Origin of the sequence: Pantoea sp. B550 (genome assembly GCF_024158165.1) — a bacterium.
Classification (GTDB): domain Bacteria; phylum Pseudomonadota; class Gammaproteobacteria; order Enterobacterales; family Enterobacteriaceae; genus Pantoea; species Pantoea alfalfae.
Window position 1 is genome coordinate 213,961 of record NZ_JAMYXI010000001.1, and the last position, 22,925, is coordinate 236,885.

The 22,925-nt window shown below is 52.1% G+C and carries 23 protein-coding genes; 17 read left to right on the forward strand and 6 right to left on the reverse strand.

The genetic code is table 11. The annotated features are described in order from the left end of the window. The first annotated feature begins 19 nt into the window (after positions 1-19). Positions 20-349: a DHCW motif cupin fold protein gene (locus tag NIM72_RS00990; RefSeq protein WP_135911024.1), complete on the forward strand. Its 330-nt coding sequence runs from the start codon at positions 20-22 to the stop codon at positions 347-349. A 211-nt stretch (positions 350-560) separates the two neighbouring features. Further along, entirely contained in the window at positions 561-1,301 is a 741-nt protein-coding gene (locus NIM72_RS00995) for a YoaK family protein (RefSeq protein ID WP_161736545.1), read from the forward strand. A 39-nt stretch (positions 1,302-1,340) separates the two neighbouring features. On the opposite strand, the gene NIM72_RS01000 is transcribed toward NIM72_RS00995, so the two are convergent. Next, positions 1,341-2,066, reverse strand: coding sequence for an SDR family oxidoreductase (locus tag NIM72_RS01000; RefSeq protein ID WP_161736546.1), 726 nt, complete (start codon positions 2,064-2,066; stop codon positions 1,341-1,343). Positions 2,067-2,165: 99 nt separating this feature from the next. On the opposite strand from NIM72_RS01000, the gene NIM72_RS01005 reads away from it, so the two are divergent. Next, positions 2,166-3,050, forward strand: coding sequence for a LysR family transcriptional regulator (locus tag NIM72_RS01005; RefSeq protein WP_253417952.1), 885 nt, complete (start codon positions 2,166-2,168; stop codon positions 3,048-3,050). A 140-nt stretch (positions 3,051-3,190) separates the two neighbouring features. Here the strand turns inward: NIM72_RS01005 and NIM72_RS01010 are convergent, their stop codons facing one another. After that, positions 3,191-4,207: a substrate-binding domain-containing protein gene (locus NIM72_RS01010; protein ID WP_253417955.1), complete on the reverse strand. Its 1,017-nt coding sequence runs from the start codon at positions 4,205-4,207 to the stop codon at positions 3,191-3,193. Between the two features lie 301 nt (positions 4,208-4,508). Between NIM72_RS01010 and NIM72_RS01015 the strand changes: the two genes are divergently transcribed. The 4 genes from NIM72_RS01015 to NIM72_RS01030 all read left to right on the forward strand — a co-directional run bounded on the left by NIM72_RS01015 (position 4,509) and on the right by NIM72_RS01030 (position 7,763). Continuing rightward, entirely contained in the window at positions 4,509-4,814 is a 306-nt protein-coding gene (locus tag NIM72_RS01015) for an SAF domain-containing protein (RefSeq protein ID WP_371876256.1), read from the forward strand. Positions 4,815-5,498: 684 nt separating this feature from the next. Continuing rightward, positions 5,499-6,542 (forward strand): catalase family peroxidase, encoded by a 1,044-nt coding sequence (locus NIM72_RS01020; RefSeq protein WP_253417962.1) that lies wholly within the window; start codon positions 5,499-5,501, stop codon positions 6,540-6,542. After that, positions 6,542-7,117, forward strand: coding sequence for a cytochrome b (locus tag NIM72_RS01025; RefSeq protein ID WP_253417964.1), 576 nt, complete (start codon positions 6,542-6,544; stop codon positions 7,115-7,117). The genes NIM72_RS01020 and NIM72_RS01025 overlap by 1 nt, the downstream gene beginning before the upstream one ends. 55 nt (positions 7,118-7,172) lie before the next feature. Continuing rightward, positions 7,173-7,763: a TetR/AcrR family transcriptional regulator gene (locus NIM72_RS01030; protein WP_222925606.1), complete on the forward strand. Its 591-nt coding sequence runs from the start codon at positions 7,173-7,175 to the stop codon at positions 7,761-7,763. Between the two features lie 318 nt (positions 7,764-8,081). Here NIM72_RS01030 and NIM72_RS01035 read toward each other — a convergent pair whose 3' ends face one another. The 4 genes from NIM72_RS01035 to NIM72_RS01050 all read right to left on the reverse strand — a co-directional run bounded on the left by NIM72_RS01035 (position 8,082) and on the right by NIM72_RS01050 (position 9,756). Continuing rightward, positions 8,082-8,336 carry a biofilm/acid-resistance regulator YmgB/AriR gene (locus NIM72_RS01035; RefSeq protein WP_061060655.1) on the reverse strand — a complete coding sequence of 85 codons (255 nt, stop codon included), beginning with the start codon at positions 8,334-8,336 and terminating at the stop codon, positions 8,082-8,084. A 162-nt stretch (positions 8,337-8,498) separates the two neighbouring features. Further along, positions 8,499-8,792 carry a hypothetical protein gene (locus tag NIM72_RS01040; protein WP_253417966.1) on the reverse strand — a complete coding sequence of 98 codons (294 nt, stop codon included), beginning with the start codon at positions 8,790-8,792 and terminating at the stop codon, positions 8,499-8,501. 177 nt (positions 8,793-8,969) lie between these two features. Further along, positions 8,970-9,215, reverse strand: coding sequence for a regulatory protein YcgZ (gene ycgZ / locus NIM72_RS01045; protein ID WP_033735314.1), 246 nt, complete (start codon positions 9,213-9,215; stop codon positions 8,970-8,972). Positions 9,216-9,462: 247 nt separating this feature from the next. Continuing rightward, a complete protein-coding gene (locus tag NIM72_RS01050) occupies positions 9,463-9,756 on the reverse strand; it encodes a hypothetical protein (RefSeq protein ID WP_253417968.1) in 294 nt (97 codons plus the stop codon). Between the two features lie 458 nt (positions 9,757-10,214). On the opposite strand from NIM72_RS01050, the gene NIM72_RS01055 reads away from it, so the two are divergent. The 10 genes from NIM72_RS01055 (at position 10,215) to NIM72_RS01100 (ending at position 22,873) form a co-directional block, all read left to right on the forward strand. Continuing rightward, a complete protein-coding gene (locus NIM72_RS01055; protein ID WP_253417970.1) occupies positions 10,215-11,129 on the forward strand; it encodes a metal ABC transporter substrate-binding protein in 915 nt (304 codons plus the stop codon). Further along, positions 11,126-11,941: a manganese/iron ABC transporter ATP-binding protein gene (locus NIM72_RS01060; protein WP_161736758.1), complete on the forward strand. Its 816-nt coding sequence runs from the start codon at positions 11,126-11,128 to the stop codon at positions 11,939-11,941. The genes NIM72_RS01055 and NIM72_RS01060 overlap by 4 nt, the downstream gene beginning before the upstream one ends. Before the next feature lie 2 nt (positions 11,942-11,943). Next, positions 11,944-12,804, forward strand: coding sequence for an iron/manganese ABC transporter permease subunit SitC (sitC, locus tag NIM72_RS01065; protein ID WP_253417977.1), 861 nt, complete (start codon positions 11,944-11,946; stop codon positions 12,802-12,804). After that, positions 12,804-13,673 carry a metal ABC transporter permease gene (locus NIM72_RS01070; RefSeq protein ID WP_222925604.1) on the forward strand — a complete coding sequence of 290 codons (870 nt, stop codon included), beginning with the start codon at positions 12,804-12,806 and terminating at the stop codon, positions 13,671-13,673. The genes sitC and NIM72_RS01070 overlap by 1 nt, the downstream gene beginning before the upstream one ends. A 556-nt stretch (positions 13,674-14,229) precedes the next feature. Beyond that, positions 14,230-15,774, forward strand: coding sequence for a methyl-accepting chemotaxis protein (locus NIM72_RS01075; protein ID WP_253417979.1), 1,545 nt, complete (start codon positions 14,230-14,232; stop codon positions 15,772-15,774). Between the two features lie 916 nt (positions 15,775-16,690). Further along, positions 16,691-17,629 carry an omptin family outer membrane protease gene (locus tag NIM72_RS01080; protein ID WP_161736754.1) on the forward strand — a complete coding sequence of 313 codons (939 nt, stop codon included), beginning with the start codon at positions 16,691-16,693 and terminating at the stop codon, positions 17,627-17,629. A gap of 262 nt (positions 17,630-17,891) precedes the next feature. Continuing rightward, the gene (locus NIM72_RS01085; protein WP_222925602.1) at positions 17,892-18,455 is read left to right on the forward strand and encodes a hypothetical protein; all 564 of its coding nucleotides are present in this window, start codon (positions 17,892-17,894) and stop codon (positions 18,453-18,455) included. Positions 18,456-19,113: 658 nt separating this feature from the next. Then, positions 19,114-19,578 (forward strand): (2Fe-2S)-binding protein, encoded by a 465-nt coding sequence (locus NIM72_RS01090; protein ID WP_161735753.1) that lies wholly within the window; start codon positions 19,114-19,116, stop codon positions 19,576-19,578. Next, a complete protein-coding gene (locus NIM72_RS01095) occupies positions 19,575-20,567 on the forward strand; it encodes a xanthine dehydrogenase family protein subunit M (protein ID WP_253417981.1) in 993 nt (330 codons plus the stop codon). Before NIM72_RS01090 ends, NIM72_RS01095 begins: the two co-directional genes overlap by 4 nt. Next, positions 20,564-22,873, forward strand: coding sequence for a xanthine dehydrogenase family protein molybdopterin-binding subunit (locus NIM72_RS01100; protein WP_253417983.1), 2,310 nt, complete (start codon positions 20,564-20,566; stop codon positions 22,871-22,873). Before NIM72_RS01095 ends, NIM72_RS01100 begins: the two co-directional genes overlap by 4 nt. Positions 22,874-22,925 lie beyond the last annotated feature (52 nt).

Here is a 22,925-nt window from a genome sequence, read left to right on the forward strand (position 1 = left end):
TCCTCAATAGGGGAATCGTATGAAAATAGACAATCTGCCGTTTGGCCTGACGCAGTGGGATCAGGTGGAAGAGACAATTCATCCCGGCGAACAGGGACAGGCGACGTGGCGAACCATGAAATTTAACGACATCCGGGTTCGCATGGTCGACTACTCGCCAGGTTATGTCGCCGACCACTGGTGCACCAAAGGTCATATTCTGCTCTGCATGGCGGGTGAGTTGCATACTGAACTGGCTGATGGCCGCCGTTTCGTGCTGACTCCGGGCGTCAGCTATCAGGTCGCGGATGAGGCTGAACCGCATCGTTCTTTTACAACGACAGGTGCGCAACTCTTTATCGTCGACTGAATTAGCAATCCGCTTTTGCAAGGCTTGCCCGCTGGTGGATCATCGCGCCGTTGACACTTTTAAAAGTAAACTGAATCTGCTTTATAAAAATCAGCAAAATTAATGGCTTATTTCATCAGAGTTATCTGGTTCTGACAGGAATTATTTCCATCAGGTTGTATGCTTGAAGCCTTATAAGAACGTTTTGCATTCACCTGATGTGGGGAAGCCTGTGCTGATAAAAAAGAAGAAAGTTCGTTCACATACTGAAGACCGACTGCTGGCGCTGGTGCTGGCGACCACCGCCGGCATCCTTAATGCCATGGCGCTGGGGGCGTTTGGATTTTTCCCATCGCATATGACCGGTAACACTTCGCAGATATCTCAGGAAGTCACCACCAGCGATCTTCACACTATGCTGTTTTTGATGGCGCTGATTATTGCCTTTGTACTGGGCTGTACCGTTGCCCGGCTGGCGGTAGTGGTGGGGATCAGGCATAAGTTACGCACCATTTTCTGTCTGATTATTCTGGCGGAAGGTGCGGCGCTGACGGCGGCGTCGATCTTTGAGCTGATGTTCTACCGGCCAAGCTTTAACGGGGAAGTTTTGATAATGCTGGGCTTTTTGATGGGAGTGCATAATGCAACCTCGACACAGCTCTCCAATGGCCGCGTCAGATCGACCCACATTACCGGTACGCTGACCGATGCAGGCATAGCGCTGGGGTCGTGGATTTTTGCGCATACGTCTCATGCTGTGCATCTGGAAACCGACGACCGTCGCTTCTTCCAGAAGGTTCTTCACACCCATCTGACGACGGTGTTCTCCTTCCTTAGCGGCTGTATTGCCGGATTGCTGCTGTTTAAAAGCTATGGGTTTAACGCGATGGTGGGACTGGGCGTATTTCTGATGCTGGTAGCACTGACGGCTATCGCCGTCACCGTCCAGCGCACCCGCAGAAGCCTTTACTGATATTCCGGCCCGCTGCACATCGCGCAGCGGGCCGGTTGTTTACTGCTGTGTGCGGGTTGGCCGCACGACAATCTCGTTTACATCCACCTCTTCAGGTTGCTCAATCGCATAGCGCACGGCGCGGCCAATGGCATCCGGTTGTAGCGCGATAGCGCGATAATGCTGCATCGCCTCGGCAGCTGTCGGGTCGGTAATGGTTGAGGTCAGCTCGCTCTCGACCACACCGGGATGGACACAGGTCACCCGCAGCTGACTATTCTCCTGCCGTAAACCGTCAGAAATCGCCCGCACCGCAAACTTGGTGGCACAGTAAACTGCCGCAGTAGGTGACACGGCCAGCGCACCAATTGATGCGATATTGATGATGTGTCCGCGCTGGTGGCCCAGCATGGTCGGCAGCACCGCCGCGATGCCATAGAGTACCCCTTTGATGTTTACATCGATCATCTGATCCCACTCTTCGACCCTGAGCGATGCCATCGGTGATAGCGGCATAATACCGGCATTATTGATCATCACATCAACCCGTCCCCACTTCTCCAGCGCAAACGCCACAAACTGCGCCACCTGTTCGCGGCGCGTAACGTCCAGCGCTTTGATCGCCACCTCTGAACCACTAAACCGCAGCTCCTCAGCCAGGGCGGCCAGACGGCTTTCGCGCCGCGCGCCCAGTAACAAAATGGCATCGGTTTTTGCCAGTTCACGCGCGATGCCTGCACCGATGCCGCTTGAGGCACCGGTAATTAAAATCACTTTCTTCGTCATTTTGTCTCTCCAGTGAGGTTGTCACTGGCGATCATACGGCGGCTGCATTATAAAGATAATCCACCAAACGTTTTACAGACTGGTAACTAAATCTGACCAATGAATGCGGACAAGAATGCCCTCGAAGTTTTTGTGATTGTGGCACAGACCCGAAATTTCCGGCTGGCAGCGGAACAGCTAGGCGTGACCCGTCCGGCGATTAGCCAGAGTCTGCGGCGTCTGGAAAACCGGCTCAACATTACGCTGATGCAGCGCACCACGCGTTCAGTTCAGCTAACAGAAGCCGGACAGCGGCTCTATGCGGAGGTGGCTCCGGCGATTAACCAGCTTAACCGCGCCGTCACTGATATTGCCGAACTGGCGGCTGAGCCACGTGGCCAGTTACGGCTGGCGATCTCCTCAATTGCTGAACGGATGCTGGGAGGCGAACTGCTGGCGAGCTTTATTACTGCTTACCCGCAGATTGAGCTGGATATTACCGTGACCGATGACGAGTTTGATATTGTCGGGCAGGGCTATGATGCAGGCGTGCGGCTGGGAGAAGTGATCGCGCAGGATATGATTGCGGTGCCGGTTTCCACTGCGCAGCGTCAGGTAGCAGTAGCGTCACCCTCTTATCTGGCGCGTGCAGGCACGCCGCAACATCCCGAAGAACTGGTCAGTCATCGCTGCATCGGCTGGCGTAAAGGACCAGGCATGGCGCCTTATCGCTGGGAGTTTGCTGAGCAGGGACGGGAGTTTGATGTCGCCGTCAATCCGCAGCTCACAACCAATGATATGGGGGTGATGATCCGCACCGCCCGCGCCGGGGGCGGCATCAGCTTTGGCATGGAGGAGACCTTTCAGCCTTACATTGCATGCGGTGAACTGGTGACGATACTCGATGGGTGGTTACCTGCCTTTGCGGGGTTCTATCTCTATTTTCCCAGCCGTAAAAATCTGGCCCCTAAACTCAGGGCATTGATCGATCATGTCAGGCTATGAAGAGAGCAGAAATGCCTGTTAAGCAGCGCTAAAATTGCAGACACTGACCGGCTCCAGCCAGTCAAACGGTGAGCCATTCAGAGAGCCCGAAATTGCAATGCACGTCTTGACGTTATACGGGGTTACGGCGTGTCAGTGCTTCAGGCTGTCATGTTGTATCGGGTGATGATATTGATTTTAGAGTAGGGCACGGGCGGTTCAGACGCGGGCAGGAAACCGTGGAACTCCAGCAACGTTCTGAAGGCGTGCAATGCGTCGAGCTGTAAATTGTGCTCAATCAGCGCATCTATTTTACCGGCCTGCAGCAGGGCACAATTCTCCTGATCGAGATCGTGACCGATACAGGCGTTCACATGCCGCTTTTGTTCGGCAAACGCACGCAGGATGCCGGGATTGCCGCCTCCGACCGTATAGACCGCATCCGTGTCCGGATGGCTCTGCAAGAATTGCGTCATCGACTGATGCATCCGTGCATCGATGCCATACCCGCCCGCCACCACGCTAACCTGATGCTGAGGCGCAAACTGCTGCATCGCACGCTGAAACCCCTGGATTCTCTCCTGTTCACCCATGAAATCGCGACTGCCTGTCACCGCCACAATATGTGAACGGCTGACTCGCAGCCATTTTGACATCAGAAAAGCCGCCAACTTACCGGCATCAAAGTTATCCATGCCGATATAGCGCAGGCGCGCGCTGTCGGGTAAATCGCTCATCATGGTGACCACCGGAACGCGATGTTTCAGCAGCGATTCAATAGTGGGATTCAGCTCATCGTAGCAGGCCGCTTTCAGAATGACACCGTGACTGTGAAGCGCCTTTTTGTTCAGCAGCGCGTTAATGGCTTCTGCTGTGAGATTCGCGCCAAAGTGGAAACGCAGTTGAAGTCTGAAAGCGGCAAAGCTGGCGATTTGACTGCTGAGCGCCTCACGAATCAGTGGCTGAAAGCGGTCAGGGGTATGCATGATGACGTCGAAGTAGATCGTTCTGCCTTTGGCGAGCCCGGCTTTTTGCATCAGTTCCAGGTCCGCTATCGCCTGCTGAATCCGATGCTGAGTGCGCGCATGAACGTTGCCACGCTGATGCAGGGCACGATCAATGGTGGCAAGGCTAAGCCCCGACTGGACAGCGATTTGTTTGAGGGTGTATTTAGCCATGCAGGACTCACGACAGCAGAGGATAACCAGAGTTTTATCATAATACCGGCTAACAACTGGGGTTCAACTGAAACACGTTCTTCAAAGTATGACTGGTCGGCAGAGAGAAAATGCGGCATCGGGGACAGGAATAACAGTTTGTATAAACCTGAAACTCAGCGTTACGCTCAAACGACATATTTAATCGCCCCACTTCCGGTATTGGTAAAGTCAGATCCAGGCAGTGATGACACTCTTTTGACTATTTACTGGCAAGGGCATAGTGCTGGCTTAGATAATTCCAGAGCAAGTCTTAAGCTGGATGATTTATAACCGGTTTACCGCTTCGCTTATATTTCCGTTAAAATGGCTTTTTTGTTTTTTGACACCCGATAATGTTAGACTGTATATGCATACACCATCGGGAGGTCGTGTGAAGTACGATAATGAAAAAGAGATCCGTGCGCTGGTTGGCGCGGTCGTCAGTGATTTGATCAAGGCGGGGGAGCCTGTTCATTTTCACGACATTACGGACGCTCTGTTTCGCCTGAGCGAAGAGACGCGTGACAGTAAACTGAAAGCATTGTGCCAGGAAGCGATTGGCTTTTTTACCCGCAAGATGCATTAAGGTTGATGGCGTCGATGGCGGGCGCCATCCAGAACCTTCCCTTCCTGCCATAACTCCGCAGCACCACTTTAACTGAGAATAAGACGCAGTAAACAGCGCTGATAAAATATGCGAATTAAAGAAATTCATTTTAAGCCCTGTTATATTTTTGGTTTGTCAGTTCAGTCAGAATAATCTTGTGTTGGCCTGAAATGAAAACATAATAATTAATTTCATCGGCTGCAATCATTATTCACAAAAAAGCGTTTGGGAAGTTTTTATTCTATAACTTTCCAGGAAAAATATTTTTAATTTCAGCGGGCTGTGGCAGCGTTTTCTTCTGTTTCAAGTGTTACTCATACTGTTCTGACTATGTATGATTTGAGAAATGATTATGACCGGGAGAATGTCCTGCGTAATCGGCGGAATGGCAAAGACGAACATAACCAGTCGCTCAGGCAGCGTTTTGTAGGTCACTTTGATATCTGTAAACGGCAAAGGCCTGTTGTGGGTGAGCACTTTTCATCAGACTTGCAACAAGAGCACCGCAGGTTAAAAAAAGGAAGACATTCCTTTAACTCGCCTGTCTACCTACTAGTAGATTCAGTGGAAGTGTCAGTCGTAATTATAAATGCTTTTCTGTTATCGCAGGCAAAGGGTACGGAATGCGCGTGGACTTCAGCTTCTGCAATATAGAGTGTATTGATGAATAAACCTTCTCTTGCTGCACGTCAGAAAATCATGCGACTGGCGCTTATTGCGGGGGTCCCTTTGCTGCTGACCGCACTGATCCTGTGGGCAGGCGAGTGGCTGGAGACCAGCAGGCTGACATCGGACAAGCTGGTGGCGGCTCTGGAAAAATCTGGCGGTTACCACCCTGGCTATCGCCGTAATCATGCTAAAGGCGTCTGTATCATAGGCGACTTTTCGGCTAACGGTAACGCCAGTAGCCTGTCACGCGCGGCGCTGTTCGCCCCCGGCGTTACGCCGGTGGTGGGCCGTTTCGCTATCGCAGGCGGTAATCCGAATGCGCCTGATTATGCGGTACCGGTTCGCAGTATGGCGCTGGCGTTTAATCAGAAAAATGGTGAGCAGTGGCGCACCGGCATGAATGCAATGCCGTTTTTCCCGGTGAAAAGCGTTCAGGGCTTTTACGATCTGCAAAGCGCCACGTTGCCGGATGCTAAAACCGGTAAACCTGACCCCGCCAAAATGCAGGCTTTTGTACGGCAGCAACGTGAGATCAAACCCTTTTTTGCCTGGGCTAAACAATATATGCCCGCTTCCAGCTGGACCCGCGATCGATTTAACAGCCTGAACGCCTTTGATTTCATTGATTCACAAGGTCATCCACACCTGGTGCGCTGGAGTATGGTGCCGCACGCTGACTATCAGCCGATGGATGAAAAAGAAAAAGAAAATACTGATTTCCTGCAACGCGATCTGCAGCAGCGGCTGGCGCAGGGGCCGCAGAAATGGGACGTGATTATTACCGTCGCGGGGGTGGGTGATAAAAGCAATGACGCAACGACTGACTGGCCTGCCGATCGTCAGAAGATCAATGCCGGAACGCTGACCATCACTAAAATGACGCCACAGCAGCAGGGTGCCTGTAACGACATTAATTATGACCCGCTGATTTTGCCGGATGGCATAACCGCATCGGACGATCCGCTTCTGAATGCCCGTTCGTCAGCGCACGCCAAATCTTATAATGCACGCACCCATGAACAGTCAGGGGCCCCTTGATGAAACAGATCACCACTTTTCACCCTGCACTGCGCATCATCCACTGGCTGATGGCGGCGGCGATTATGGCCATGCTGTTTATTGGCGTCGCGATGGTATCCACGGTTTCGACATTGCACGGCCTGCTGGTGGCCATCCATAAGCCGATGGGTCTGATGATTCTGTTGCTGGTCATTGTGCGGCTCTGGCTGCGCTTCACCACCGCTACACCAGCACTGCCGGCCACGCTCCCTGCCTGGCAGAAATTGTCAGCACATCTTTCACACTGGGCACTGTATGCCATGATGCTGGCTCAGCCGCTCATCGGCTGGGCGATGCTGTCGGCGGGCGGCTATCCCGTTACGCTGGGTCATCTGGTACTGCCGCCCATTGTTCCGGTCAGCAACGACGCGTTTGCGGTTTTGCGACCGCTTCACAGCTGGGTGGCCCTGGCGTTGTTCATGACCGTCATGTTGCATCTTGCCGCAGCCTTGTTCCATGCGTTGATTCTGCGCGATGGTGTGTTCAGCAGTATGACGGTTTCACGCAAACGCCTCGCCCCTGGTGCGCTTGACAACCCGGCTACCGGTCAGTAGGTTCAGGGCCGTTTACAGATTTGACGTTATTTAATTGTTGCTGCCGGGAGCATGCATGAGTACAGAACGTTCACAGAAAGCCGAAGAAATTATGCATCACACCCGCGTGCTGCTCACCTCTGGCGGTTACAACAGCTTCAGCTATGCCGATTTAGCCGAGCGGGTGCAGATTCGCAAGTCCAGTATTCACCACCATTTCCCTGGCAAAGCGGATCTGGTTCAGGCGGTTGTGAGTGATTATCGTCATCAAGCGCGCGCAGGAATGGCGGCCACCAGCCAGCACTTCGCCGGTGATGTACTGGGCGAAATTAATAGCTATGTGAACTTCTGGGCGACCTGCATAAAAGAGAACAATTCGCCTTTCTGTATTTGCGTGATGCTGGCGGTCGAATTGCCAGTATTACCCAAAGAAGTGGCTCAGGAAGTCAGTGCTCATATTTCCGATCTCACTGACTGGCTCACTGACGTGCTGGTCAGGGGCGAGAAGAACGGCGTCTTTTCCCTGCGAGAAAGTGCCGCTACAGAGGCAAAATCACTAATGGCAACGGTGCATGGTGCGATTATTTCTGCGCGTGCTTTTAATAACGCTGATGTATTCCTGCAAATTGTTGAACCTGTCATCGGACGATTAGTGAAAGCCCCATGATGCCTTGAAGATGATAAGTTTTATGTGATTTTTTGCCTGTTACCAGCAAATAAATAAAATTGGCGCGGATTATCACCCAGCAGAGTGATACGAGTGTTTTGGGAAAACAGAGAGGGATATTTTGCGCGAGAAAGCACAACTACGTCAGGGCTGTCTATGACCTATGGCCGTTGCGGTCTGCTTTACGATTTGCAGCTACGGTTGGGCGTTTTGTACATAGTAGGTGGATTGGTTTTAGTTATTCGTCAAAAAGTGCCTCAAAAGCGGAGTATTAATCTCACTGAACCTGCGTTATCGCCGACAACGCAGGACAGGTAATCAGATATCAGTATCGTCAGGTGTACGGCCAACCACAATTTCCAGCGTTCTGCGCAACACATCCAGTCTGATAACGTCGGAAGTACATTCCAGTTCGGCAATCAGATAAAGAATTATCGCTTTGTTGGTCACACGTCCCTGATCAGCCACAATGTCACGAATCACTGCGCCCAGCAGTTCGGTTTCCGGTGCCAGCAAATCGCCTTCACTACGAAAATAGTCAATAATGGATAAATCTGATGAAGAGTGTTGCATGATTTTTCTTTCTCTGAGGAAAATTCGTTATACGCAATGGGTGAAAACAAAACGAGTGTAGACGCTGTATTCGTTTTGCCCAGCCAGCCAATAAAAATTTCGCTTAAAGGCTGCCGCTTCGCTTATCGCTAGCCGTGTGTATCAGGCACACAATACCCTTTATCAGTGCTTTTTAGACCCATCAGGTGGGCCATCGCTGTTCATATGATGCGTGGTCTTATCACGTTCAGCACCGTCGCCCTGCACACGTTTACGCGCGGTAACCATACCGTTTCGAACTTCAGTGATAGCTTTGCGAATCACAGACACTTTAGTGTCGTCATCGGCATTAGCAGCCATGAATTCAAGCTGCGCGATTAAGGCGTTACTCGACACCGGTTTGTCTGACTTAAGTAATGTCAGGACGGCTTCGCCGATCATGACATCTGTCAGTTTCTCATCTTCACTTCTGTACATACTGGCTTCTCTGATTACGAATCAATGGCCATGCTGCGGGTCCGTATACGTCAGCGGGTGCAACTTGTTGCACCAGATACGGCTAAGCAGTACTGGGCTTCGGTCCTATGGGTAAATCTTCCTGAATGTTGGCTAAGAGCAGGCGACGATAGAAATATCTGAAGCCGTAAGCGGGTATTAATCTTCGCGACGAAAGAGCATCGCGATTAATTCATGCAAATGGCTCTCTTCTTCTGGCGTCGCAGCCAGTTCAAGGCGGCTCAATAATTTACTGCAAATTGCTTTACGGCTGAGGCTATGACCTGCGCGCAGAATTTCGACTACAACCGAACCCAATGTTTCCTGTTGCGAAGGTGAGCTGGCCTGATTGAAGTAACGGGCAATATCGCTGATCGTTTCCGGGCCTTGTCCGTTCTGACGCATGATGATTTCCTCAGATGGTGAAAATGTATAGCATTCCTGATGCGCAAGTTATACATCTTTTTAAAACTTGTACAGGATTTTGGATTTTTGGAATGATTTTTTTTGTGCAAAAAGTGCTATTTCTTTAAAAACAGGGTTTTGCGAGGAGGTGGTGAAGAAGTGAAAATTGTACCATATTCTTGTACAGGAACAAGCCCTCTGGTGTTCCGACCTGATTGTTCAGGCCGGCAGAAGGTAAGAAAGAGTGTTAATGCTTAAAGAAGATGTCATCAGCAGAGGCGTTGATAGCCGGTTCGATACCCGCATTTCTGGATAACCAGTTTGCCGGACGGGTAGTGCGTGAACCAATTGTTTTGAATCCCGTCAGCCATTGACGCGCAGTTTGCATCTGCTCAAGGCGATACTCATTCACTTCTGAGTCAGCCATTACCTGGAGTTCTTGAATCAGCAGTTCAACGTTCACTTCCTGACCAGCATTAAACAGGTTCATTGCGGCTTCGCCAATGATGACATTCGCTTTTTCGTCGCTGGAAAAATACAAAATATCCTCCTGGGTGATTGCGGTAAGTAATATTAACTGTAGCAAAAAAATTCATCAGGCTTAATCAATTCGGCCTATCAATTAGATTATTTTAATTGTGGAATTGCTGCGTCTGTTGCGAGCATGTCATCCGGTAATGCGACTTCATTTTGTGAATGGCAAAGCGTAGTTGAACGCTTTTTCTATGCCATTACCTCTTTTCTCATTTTGTGGCACGGAATCAGGCAGAAGAGAAATCCGCCCGTCCCGAAACTATAAGCCTGCTGAATGCCACGCATTATCAAAAATATTCCTATTTATATCAGAGACTAACCGATCTGCTTTACAAAAGCTGACACCTGAACCTGAATGCTGAAGAAACTTCACATCTCACTGCTGGTCGAGAGTTATAGCCTGTGCTATAAAAAATAGCCTATGCTAATTATGTTCTGTTTTTAATCACCTCTGGAGCCCGCCTAATGGTCCCGATAAAAAAGATCACCACGCTGTTACTGAGTGCGCTGCTCTCAACCCTGATGGTGAGCAGCAGCTATGCAGCAGAAAAATTTAAGATAGTCACCACGTTTACGGTGATAGCTGACATGGCTGAGAACGTGGCTGGCGATGCCGCGGAGGTCACCTCTATTACTAAGCCCGGTGCTGAAATACACGAATATCAGCCCACTCCCGGCGACATCAGGCGGGCGCAGGGTGCGCAGTTGATTATGGCGAACGGGCTTAATCTCGAACGCTGGTTTCAGCGCTTTTATCAGCATCTGGACGGCGTCCCGGAAGTGGTCGTTTCAGCTGGTGTCACGCCGATGGGTATTGGCGAAGGGCCTTATAACGGTAAACCAAATCCGCATGCCTGGATGTCACCGGACAATGCGCTGATCTATGTTGATAACATCCGCGATGCGCTGGTGAAATATGACCCGGTCAACGCAGAGACCTACCGTCAGAACGCTGCCGCCTATAAGCAAAAAATTACCGCTGCACTGGATCCGCTGCGCCAGCAGATTGCCGCTATTCCCGAGCAGAAACGCTGGATGGTGACCAGTGAGGGTGCGTTCTCCTATCTGGCGCGTGACCTGGGCATGAAAGAGCTCTACCTGTGGCCGATCAATGCTGACCAGCAGGGTACGCCGCAGCAGGTGAGAAGAGTGATTGACCAGGTGAAGAAAAATGCCATTCCGGCGGTGTTCAGTGAAAGCACCGTGTCAGATAAGCCCGCCCGCCAGGTCGCGCGGGAAACCGGTTCCCATTACGGTGGTGTGCTTTACGTCGACTCCTTAAGTAACGCGCAGGGACCGGTGCCAACTTACCTCGATCTGCTCAAAGTCACCACGAAGACACTGGTGCAGGGCATTAAAGCGGGAGAGAAAGTGCAATGACAGACACCATTGTGGTTTCAGGCGTCACGGTAACTTATCGCAACGGACATACTGCACTGCATGATGCCAGCTTCAGCGTGCCGGGCGGATCGATCGCCGCGCTGGTGGGCGTTAATGGTTCCGGCAAGTCAACCCTGTTTAAAGCGCTGATGGGATTTGTGCGGCTCGCCAGCGGCAGCATCTCGGTGCTGGGGATGCCAACCCGCCAGGCGCTGCGCCAGAGTCTTGTCGCCTACGTGCCGCAGTCGGAAGAGGTGGACTGGTCGTTTCCGGTGCTGGTGGAAGATGTGGTGATGATGGGGCGCTACGGGCATATGGGGCTGCTGCGGCGGCCAAAGTTGCATGACCAGCAGATAGTCAGTGAGGCGCTGGCGCGGGTCGATATGCTGGATTATCGCCATCGTCAGATTGGCGAACTCTCTGGCGGGCAGAAGAAAAGGGTATTTCTGGCACGCGCGATTGCGCAGCAGGGCAGCGTGATCCTGCTGGACGAGCCGTTTACTGGCGTGGATGTTCAGACCGAGGCCAGAATCATCAGCCTGCTGGGGGAATTGCGCGATGAAGGTAAAACCATGCTGGTCTCCACCCATAATCTGGGATCGGTCACGGCGTTCTGTGATTACACGGTAATGATAAAAGGCACGGTTCTGGCCAGCGGCCCAACCCGGACTACGTTTACTACCGCTAATCTTGAGCGCGCGTTCAGCGGGGTATTGCGTCATGTGATGGTGAAGGGGCTGGACGATCAGATCATCACCGATGATGAACGCCCCTTTATCGCACCTCATGCCGCACGGGAAGAGGGGAGCTGAACATGGCGCTGTTACTGGAACCTTTTGGTTATCACTACATGCTTAACGCGATGTGGGTATCCGCGATGGTAGGCGGACTCTGCGCGTTTCTCTCCTGCTATCTGATGCTCAAGGGCTGGTCGCTGATAGGTGACGCGCTTTCACACTCTATTGTTCCTGGCGTCGCGGGCGCTTATATGCTGGGACTGCCGTTTGCGCTGGGAGCATTTCTCTCCGGCGGGCTGGCAGCGGGCAGTATGCTGTTACTTAATCAGCGCACACGTTTAAAAGAAGATGCGATTATTGGTCTGATATTTTCCTCTTTCTTTGGTCTGGGTCTGTTTATGGTGTCGCTCAATCCGACAGCCGTGAACATACAGACCATTGTGCTGGGCAACATACTGGCGATTGCGCCAGCCGATATTCTCCAGCTGGCGCTGATTGGCGGGCTGTCGATTATCATTCTGCTGTTTAAGTGGAAAGATCTGATGGTCACCTTCTTTGATGAGAACCACGCGCGCGCCATTGGTCTGCGCCCTGAACGACTGAAAATCCTCTTCTTTACTCTGCTCGCAGTTTCAACCGTGGCGGCGCTGCAAACTGTTGGCGCCTTTCTGGTGATCTGTCTGGTGGTGACGCCCGGCGCAACCGCCTGGCTGCTCACCGATCGCTTTCCACGTCTGCTGATGATTGCTGTCTCGATTGGCAGCATCACCAGTTTTCTTGGTGCCTGGGCGAGTTACTACCTGGATGGCGCAACGGGCGGCATCATCGTGGTCGCGCAGACATTGCTGTTCCTGCTGGCGTTTGTCTTTGCGCCGAAACATGGTCTGCTGGCTAACCGGCGTCGTGGCCGCCAGCAACCCAAAAGGGAGCCTGTCTGATGTGGATCCTTGAACCCTTCCAGTTTGCATTTATGAATAGCGCTTTGCTTATCGCGTTTGTCGTAGCGATCCCCTGTGCGCTGCTGTCGGTGTTTCTGGTGCTGAAAGGCTGGGCGCTGATGGGCGATGCCATGAGCCATGCGGTATTCCCTGGCATCGTGCTCGCGTGGATGGCAGGACTGCCGCTGGCGGTGGGCGCGTTTGTTGCAGGGCTGTTCTGTGCCGTTGCCAGTGGATTTCTGCAGGACAACAGCCGTATTAAGCAGGACACCGTGCTGGGCATTGTCTTCTCCGGCATGTTTGCGGTGGGGCTAATCCTCTACATCGCCATGAAACCCGAAGTGCACCTCGATCATATTCTGTTTGGTGACATGCTTGGCATAACCGGCGCAGATATCATTCAGACCGCGATTATCGCGTTGATCATCGTTATGGTGATTGTCGTGAAGTGGCGTGATTTTATGTTGTTCAGCTTCGACCCTCAGCAGGCGCAGGTCTCTGGCTTACCCGCCCGTCTGCTGCATTACGGGCTGCTCTGCATGGTCTCGCTGACAATTGTAGCCACGCTAAAGGCGGTGGGGATCATCCTGTCAATCTCCCTGCTAATCGCGCCCGGCGCAATCGCGGTGCTGATCACCCGTCGTTTTTCACATGCGCTGCTGGCGGCGGTTGTTGTAGCGGTGATCGTGTCACTGAGCGGCGTTTATCTTTCGTTCTTTATCGACAGTGCGCCTGCGCCGACGATCGTGGTGTTGTTTGCAGTGGTATTTATTGTCGCGATGGTCATTGCGGGGCGGAAAACCCGGCAGCTGGAAAGGTTGAAACATCGTTATAACGACAAGAGCGTCTGCGGTGATAAACAATCCTGATGCAATAATACGGCGTGGTGAAATTCAGATTTCAGAGTGGCTGGCGTCTAATCAGGCTTATTCTCATGCCTGAACGTTGACGTTTTAAACGGCGAATGATTCATCTTGTCGGGTCTGGCAGTGATATCCGCTCTGTGCCCGGAGCGAATAATTTAATCACTCAATAATTATTAATGGTGGTGTCAGCACCGATTTAGATAATTATGCGAAAAACTAAAGTAGCGCACTTCCTTAGAAAGGTATGATTCCGGCAATCCATTCAATCGCGTTGAACAAAAAATACACTTAGAAATAATTTGTAGCGTGAAATGATTTTTAACACTAATTAATCTGCTGATAGTTATTGTTTTAATTGATAATTATCAATGGGTTGTGTTTTTCCATGCGTGTTTCTCTCTTTCTGATTTCTTAGTTTCCTCTCCCATCGTCTATATATATTTTCTGTCGCGCCGTTATTGATGGCGCAACCAGAAAAAGTTTTAATGATTTTTTTATTCAACCTCATTTCTTAACACCAGAGCAACATAGCAATCTCAAAAGTATAACGGAAAATAATATGAAAATAGCCACGCGTCTTGTCGCAGGATATAGCCTGCTAATCATCCTTTTTCTTCTCTGCACCGGGACGGCACTCCATGCACTCTGGCAGGCAAGGGACGATATGGAAAACGCTGTAAATAATAAAATTTACCGCTATGAACTGATTCAGAACATGCGAAATGCGGCCAGAGATATGGCGATCGCAGTCAGGAATATTGCATTACTGAATGAACAGAATGACAGACAGCCTGAATGGGACAGGATGGTCGCTCAGAAAGCCATCTACATTCAGAACAGGGACAAACTCACTGCCAGTATGTCGCAAAACGTCTCAGAGGAAGGTAAAAGTGCGCTGGAAAATCTGACCTCCACGGATGAATCCGCACTTAGCCTGCTTATGACGGCGGGCAGGAAAGCGATGGCGGCACCTCAGTCTGAAACCGTTGATTACCTGCTAAAAACCGTAAGGCCAGGACAGCGAACAATGCTGAATGCCCTTGATCGGCTTTCAACTATTCAGATGCAGGTAAGCAGGAAAACCGTTCTGGATGCCAGGGAAGCCGCTGCGCAAACGGCTATGCTGATGTCGGTGATGGTGTTGATTTCTTTCCTCATCGCTATCGCAGCCTGTTACTCCATCATTCGGACGCTCATGCGCCAGCTGGGCGGTGAGCCCGCGCAGGCACAGGCGCTGGCCGCGGCGATTGCGTCGGGTAATCTGACATCGCCTGTCCTGTTACGACATAACGATACCTCCAGCCTGCTGGCCTCGCTGGATGTTATGCAGGCCAACCTGCGCAGTATGGTGGCAAATATCAGAGATACATCTGCATCCGTTGCACTGGCCGCAGATGAAATCTCACAGGGTAATACAGAACTCTCCTCCCGAACCGAACAGCAGGCTGCCGCCCTGCAGGAAACGGCGGCAAGCATGGAACAGCTCACCGCTACCGTAAAAAACAATGCAAGCGGGGCGCATCAGACCGCCAACTCAGCCCGTGAAACCGCGCGCCTTACCCGCGCCGGGGAAGCAGATGTCAAACGTATGGCAGAGACTATGCAAGCCATATCAATGAGCGCGACTAAAGTCCGGGACATCACCTCTGTGATTGAAAGTATTGCGTTTCAGACCAACATCCTGGCGCTGAATGCAGCCGTTGAGGCGGCTCGTGCAGGAGAAGAAGGACGCGGCTTTGCTGTTGTAGCGGGTGAGGTCAGGACGCTGGCGCAGCGCAGTGCCTCCGCCGCACGGGATATAAAGTTGCTTATCGAAGAAGCGGTAACCCAGGTGGAAAGCGGCGTTACAGTCGCCTCGTCAACCGGCGACAGCATTATGCAAATTGTTGGCATGGTGAATGAACTGGCTGTGTCGATGGATACGATTTCCCTTGCCTCATCAGAGCAGATGCAGGGCATATCTCAGGTCAGTGTCGCCGTGACGCAGATGGACAGCGTGACGCAGAATAACGCTGCGCTGGTGGAAGAATCGTCTTCAGCCTCACAGTCGCTCTCTGAACAGGCTCACGCGCTGCGGGGCATGGTAGCCGCGTTTCAGGTGTGACGACCTCTGGCGATAGCGTTTGTCTGTTGAAGGCGCTGCAGTATCCACATCTCCGATGCTCTGCTTTTCCGGCAGATAAGGATGGGTGACAGGCACCTGTCTGTCACTCCTCGCTAAGACAATATTCGTTTTTTTCACTTTCTGACTACAGAAAAACGAGCATGAAAGGGAACAGGGGGAGAGTAAAGATACCCCTGTTGCCGCCTAATCCCGCCTGAATTCAGCCATGCCGCCCTGATGCGCTTTACCGCCAGGCTTGCGCCTGAAAAAGAGTGCCGCAGCCTGAGCTGGAACGCTGAAAAAATCCAACTATCGCGCTAACCTTTTTGATTACTCTTCGGGTGGAAGGGCAGATGACAGCATTGTGAATGCTGCGCTCAGTGGTAAGGCCTGAGCAAACCTGCCTGTACTTCGCGGCACTATTGGTTAAGCTATTGCATAGAAGCGTTGACCTGCCGTTTACGCTGGCAGACCGTACAGAATGCAAAACAGCACCTGTGATGTGCCCTGTGCGGCGTGGTGTTACAAACCTCACTTCAGAAAACATCTCTCCTTATTGTCGTCATCGTCTCATTGGTCTTTTTCCCATAAAGCGGATATTTGCCAGCCGCAGCAGTTGCTCGCCTGAAAACAAATTTCTGACTGGCCAAAAGAAGGGCTGGTGAATGACGCACAGTGAAATAACAAAAATAATTAATGTTTTTCAGAAAGCAGCCGATTAAGGAATTTGCCTTAACGGTTCAAAGCTGCGAGCAAAAAGGGGTAAGAAACCCGCGGCTTCGCATGAGCCGCCGCGCAGGCTTTCGCCAGTGTTCCGGGGCTTGTACCCCGCAGGTGAGTATAGAAGCGCAGCAGCCGTGCTACGAAAAGAACGGCGCTGCTGTACAGGGATTACCTTTATGGATATGGAACTGAAATGAAAAAAAGCACCGTTGCAGTAATGATGATGGCGACTCTGTCAGGCGGAGCCTGTGCAGATGCAGGTCGATTTTCACCGAATTTTTCTCCGGAAAGCTTTACTGTGTCGACGTCAGCCGGGATGCTGAGTGGCAAATCTCATGAGATGGTTTACGACACCGAAACAGGCCGCAAAGTCAGTCAGCTGGACTGGAAAATAAAGAATGTTGCTATTCTCAAAGGCGAGTTATCCTGGGATGCATACTCATTTCTGACGCTGAATGCGCGAGGCTGGACTTCACTGGCTTCTGGTTCGGGTCACATGGATGACTATGACTGGCTCGATGACAACCAGTCTGACTGGACGGACCATTCATCCCATCCCCGCACAGATGTTAATTACGCCAATGAATACGATCTCAATGTAAAAGGCTGGGCATTACAGGGCGATAACTATAAAGCCGGACTGACAGCTGGTTATCAGGAAACCCGTTTAAGCTGGACAGCTTTTGGCGGTTCATACAATTACGATAACGGCGCTTCTACGGGTGATTTCCCAAGAGGCGAGCGCGGTATTGGCTATAGCCAGCGCTTTTCCATGCCGTATATTGGTCTTGCGGGCCAGTATCGTATAAACGACTTTGAATTTAACGCCTTATTTAAATTCAGTGACTGGGTGCGGGCACACGATAATGACGAGCATTACATGCGCGATCTTACCTTCCGTGAGAAAGCGACTAATTCGCGGTACTACGGAACATCAGTAGACGCTGGCTATTATGTAACGCCAAATGCCAAAGTATTTGCCGAATTCACTTACAGCAAATATGAAGAAGGCAAAGGCAGCACTCAGATTATTGACAGAGTCTCAGGTGAATCAGCATCCATTGGTGGAGATGCGGCTGGTATATCGAATAAAAACTATACCATTACAGCCGGTCTGCAATATCGCTTCTGATTCGATCCTGTACGCCAGATGATTATGTAACGTTAAGCCCCTTTGGGGCTTTTTGATAGTGTTAGCAAAAAAATATCAATGCTACATCTGTATATAAATTCATAATTAAATCAATACTATAAATTTTTTAAATAATATTCAGCCCGGCAGTTCTGCCTTTTTTAAAAGTAATTACAAATCTTATTAATCAGATAAATATCGTTAAATGTCATTCCCGTTTGCTGATAGCGTCCAGCATAACGCATCTTAGGAAGAGAAAAAAATGCCGGTCATCCCGAAAGTTATGAAAATTGCTACGTTTTTCACCGTTATTTTCCTCACTGGCTGTTCCACGCTGTTACCCCTTAATTACACAGATTACGAAGGTCAAGATGCAGCGACGGTGGTGGCCATCAATCCAGAGGGATTTGTGGGTACATTTTATCTTTCGGTCTATGAGAAGAAAGGCACCTGTTATGACAGGGTTGATCGCCATCAGCTGGAATCAAATCTTATCCCCTCCGCAGGGCACGTTATGACCGCAAAGGTCAAGCCTGGCAGGCTCATGGCTTTTCAGCAGCTCAACACGATAATGAGCCATTACGATGCACACGGAAAAAAAACGAAATTCCCGGAAAGCTATTTGCTCTCACAATGGGTTCCATTTATTCCACAGCCAGGCAAACGCTACTTTCTTGATACTAAATATGGTCCCCGGGAGATTTCGTCGGATTATACCATTACTGTTAATTCAGACCCGGCCAGAATTGCGTCTGATTTCAAAACGCTACCTCAGAATAACTGGGACGCCAGAAATCGTTGTCAGCATCTTATAGGCGGCAGCTAATCATGATTCAACTATCGCTGTAACATCGTCACACTGAAGACATGATATGTAATCGGCCAGTATCGCTGACCAGGGAAGGGTTTGAGCATTTCTGCCACTTTCGCAGAGGATATGGATAGCCTTTAGAAAAGACGGGCGTATGAATCCGCCAGGGACCACCTTTCTGACCAGACTCCTCATCTGAAACGTGTCTGATTAAGCACACCTGAACGCGCCAGTTCTTCTGTCAGAGCTGGCGCCATCAGGTGATCAGCCTTTTCATTCCGCCTGCTATCAGCTCTGCCACTGCGACTGGCGGATGATGTCAGGGCTACAATTTGCGGAAAAATTAGTGAGGTGGCTGCATCAATCCTGTAAGCGAGACAGGCTGGAAAACTCCAGAAATATATCTTTTAAATTCAATAATATGAATTCGCTATAATAAACATTATACAGCGATTTGCTTTCCTTTTTGCCTCGGAAAACGCTGACTTTTTCCCGACATGCCTGCCAGATTGCTAAAAAGCTGCTAAACCTTAAGACACAGATACGCGCGTAAAGATTAGGGTTATCACGATTTTCCCCGATTTAACTCCCGTCAGAACTAAACCTATAAAAAAACCATCTTTTGGCCCCCAACAATGGGAAGCAGACAATGTCGGAAAAAATATCGCTAACAATGCAGGTTAATGGTCAGTCGCAACAGATGCAGGTCGATTCACGGGTCACATTGCTCGACGCACTGCGTGAGCATCTTAATCTGACCGGCACCAAAAAAGGGTGCGATCAGGGACAGTGCGGTGCCTGCACCGTACTGATTAATGGTCAGCGGGTGCTGAGCTGCCTGACGCTGGCGGCCCAGGCGGATGGTGCTGACGTCACCAGCATTGAAGGGCTGGCCTCCACTGACGGTGACCTGCATCCGGTGCAGCGCTGCTTTATGGAGAATGATGCCTTCCAGTGTGGCTACTGCACGCCGGGTCAGATCATGTCCGCCGTCGCCTGCATCAAAGAGGGCCATGCCGGTTCGGACGATGAGATCCGTGAATATATGAGCGGCAACCTCTGCCGTTGCGGTGCTTATCCACACATTGTCGATGCGATTAAACAGGCCGCTGCTGAGATGGCGAAGGAGTCCGCATGAATGAATTCAGCTGGAAAATTGCGCAGTCTCCCCAGGAAGCCGCAGCCCTGAAACAGCAATCCGGTAGCCAGTTGCTGGCGGGCGGCACCACACAGCTCGATCTGATGAAGTGTGGAGTCTTCACGCCACCGCAGTTAATCGGCATCAGCGGGATAACGGCGCTGAAAAACCTGCAATTTGACGACGAAAAAATCACTGCCGGTGCACTGGTGACCATGAGCCAATTGGCCGACCATCCCGCCTGCCAGCAGAATGCGCCTGCCATCTATGGCAGCCTGTGGCAGGCTGCATCCCCGCAGATTCGTAATATGGCGTCGCTGGGTGGAAATTTACGTCAGCGCACCCGATGTAACTACTACCGTGACCCGGCAACGTTCCCGGCCTGCAACAAACGCAATCCCGGTTCCGGCTGCGCCGCACTGGATGGCGTTAACAGCAATCATGCGATTCTGGGTGCCAGCGACAGCTGCATTGCGGTCTATCCCGGCGATCTGGCGGTTGCGCTGGTGGCGTTTGACGCCATCGTCGTTCTGCAGAATCAGCGGGGGGACATCCGTCGCATCCCAATTGATGACTTTTTCCTGCTGCCGGGTGATACGCCTGACCGTGAGCACGATCTGCGCGATGACGAGATCATTGTGGCCATTGACGTGCCGCAAACCGAGTCACTCCGCCACTCACACTACCTCAAAGTGCGTGACCGCAGCTCCTATGAGTTTGCAGCAGCCAGCGCGGCCGCAGGCTTTACCCTGGAAAACGGCGTGATGCGTGACGTGCATATCGCGCTCGGCGGCGTTGCGACCAAACCCTGGCGCGTCCGATCGGTAGAGCAGGCGCTGGAAGGCCAGCCGTTTAATGAAGAGACGGTGTTTCAGGCAGCAGAGCAGATTACTCAGGAGACGCAGGCGCTGACCCACAACGCCTATAAAGTAAAACTGGCGCCACGAGTGATTGCACGCGCGCTGATGGCAGCAGGAGAAACCTCATGAGTGAAGTAAACGACAAAGCGCGTCCGGATGTGATCAACGCCAGCTCAGCGACAGACACCCAGATTGAAGGCTTGGGCGCTCCCCGCGCGCGTGGCGATGGCAAAGTAAAAGTCACCGGTGAGGCGCGTTATGCGGTTGAATATCAGCCGGAAAATCCACTTTACGGCGTGGTAATCCAGTCTACCGTCGCCAGCGGTCGCATCAGCCGTATGGCGACGGAAAAGGCGCAGCAGGCCGCAGGTGTGCTGGCGGTCTATACCCATCTGAACACGCTGAAAATCAACAAGCCCACGGCGATTGCCGATGGCGGCGCGGCGCAGTCAACCTACACCCCGATTCAGGACGATGTGATTATTCACAACGGTCAGAACATTGGTCTGGTTGTCGCCGAAACGTTTGAACAGGCGACCTATGCCGCCTCGCTGGTGGAGATTGAGTATGAAACGTCTGATGCACTGATTTTTGCCACCGATGAGGGCGTTGAACCTAAACCGCTCCCGAAGCAGGATATCGATATGGGCGATGCCCAGGCGGCGATGCAGCAGGCCGAGGTGCGTCTGAGCCAGCGTTACACCACCCCGCGTGAATACAACATGCCAATGGAGCCGCACGCCTGTGTGGCGGAGTGGCAGGATGGGCGCATTACCGTCTGGGAGCCGAGCCAGTGGGTCGCCGGCGCGCAGGTGGAGATTGCCGAGTGGATGGGCATTGAGGTGGAAAACGTGCGGATCATCTCACCGTATGTCGGTGGGGGATTTGGCTCTAAGCCGGTGCCTTACACCCACGTTGCACTGGCGACAGTCGCCTCGCGGGCACTGAAGCGCCCAGTCAAAGTGTCACTGACCCGTCCGCAGACTTTCACCGGTCTTGGCGGGCGTCCGGCGACCTCGCAGCAGCTGGAACTGGGCGCATCGCGCGACGGCAAAATCCAGGCGATTATCCAGCGCAGCTTCAGTGAAACGTCACTCATCGACGTTTTTGCCGAGAACTGCAGCAAAGTTACCGCCCGCATGTATGCGGCAGGCAATGTCTCCGCCCGGCATCAGGTCAGGCCAATCAATACCGTAACGCCAGGCTGGATGCGCGCGCCTGGTGAAAACCCAAGCGCCTTTGGACTGGAAGTGGCGATGGATGAGATGGCCTATGCCCTGAACATCGATCCGCTGGAACTGCGTCTGCGTAACTGGGCAGATAAAGATTATCAGCTCAATCTGCCGTGGAGCTCGCGCCGTCTGAAAGAAGCCTATCAGAAAGGTGCTGAAGCTTTTGGCTGGGACAAGCGCATCATGGCGCCGCGTTCAATGCGTGAAGGGCGTGAACTGATTGGCTGGGGCATGGCCTCCGGCACCTATCCGGTCAACAAACTGCCCGCCGAGGCGAAAATCATCCTGACGCCGCAGGGAACATTTGTGGTGCAGTGCGGCGGCGCAGATATCGGCACCGGAACCTATACCATCCTGGCGCAGACCGCTGCCGATATTCTGGGTGTCGCCTCCACCACCATAGAAGTGCAGCTGGGTGACACCGAGCTGCCGCGCGCAGGTGTAGCGGGCGGATCGCAGCTGGCAGGTAACGTAACCGCCGCGGTGGACGACACCGCTAAACGGATGCGCGACCAGCTGCTGAAGCTGGCCAGCGAACTACCACAGTCGCCATTAAAAGGCACACCTGCGTCTCAGCTCACGCTGAAAGGCGATGGGGTGCAGCACATGCAGCGCAGCGACCGGGTCGTGTCATACGCGGAACTGGCCAGCCTGGCACCGGCAGAGAGTCTGGCGGTGAAAGGCGGCACGTTCCCGGATGATATGTCAGAAAGTGACCGCGACAAGATGGTGCGTAATCTTAATGACGGCACCCGTCCTGAAAAATTCTCTGCTCACAGCTGGAGTGCGCAATTTGTTGAGGTCCGGGTCGATGAGGATTTCGGTACCATCCGGGTTAAACGGATGGTGGCAGCGCTCGACAGCGGTCGTCTCTATAACCCGAAACTGGCGCGTAGCCAGTGGATTGGCGGCATGATCATGGGTGTGGGTCAGGCGCTAATGGAGGAGGGCATCATCGATCCGCGTAACGGTCGGGTAATCAACAATAACCTCGCAGACTACTTAGTGCCGGTTAATGGCGACATCCCGAGCATTACCACCATCAACGTCGGCGAACCCGACTTTGAGGCGACCACGATGGGCGGTAAACCGGTGGGTGAACTGGGTATCGTCGGCGTTGCAGCAGCGATCAGTAATGCGGTATTCCATGCCACCGGCAAGCGCGTACGCGACCTGCCGATAACGCTCGACAAGCTTATCTGAACCGGTTCCTGACCTGCTGCCAGCAGGTCAGACTCAGGTCATGCGGGCGCGG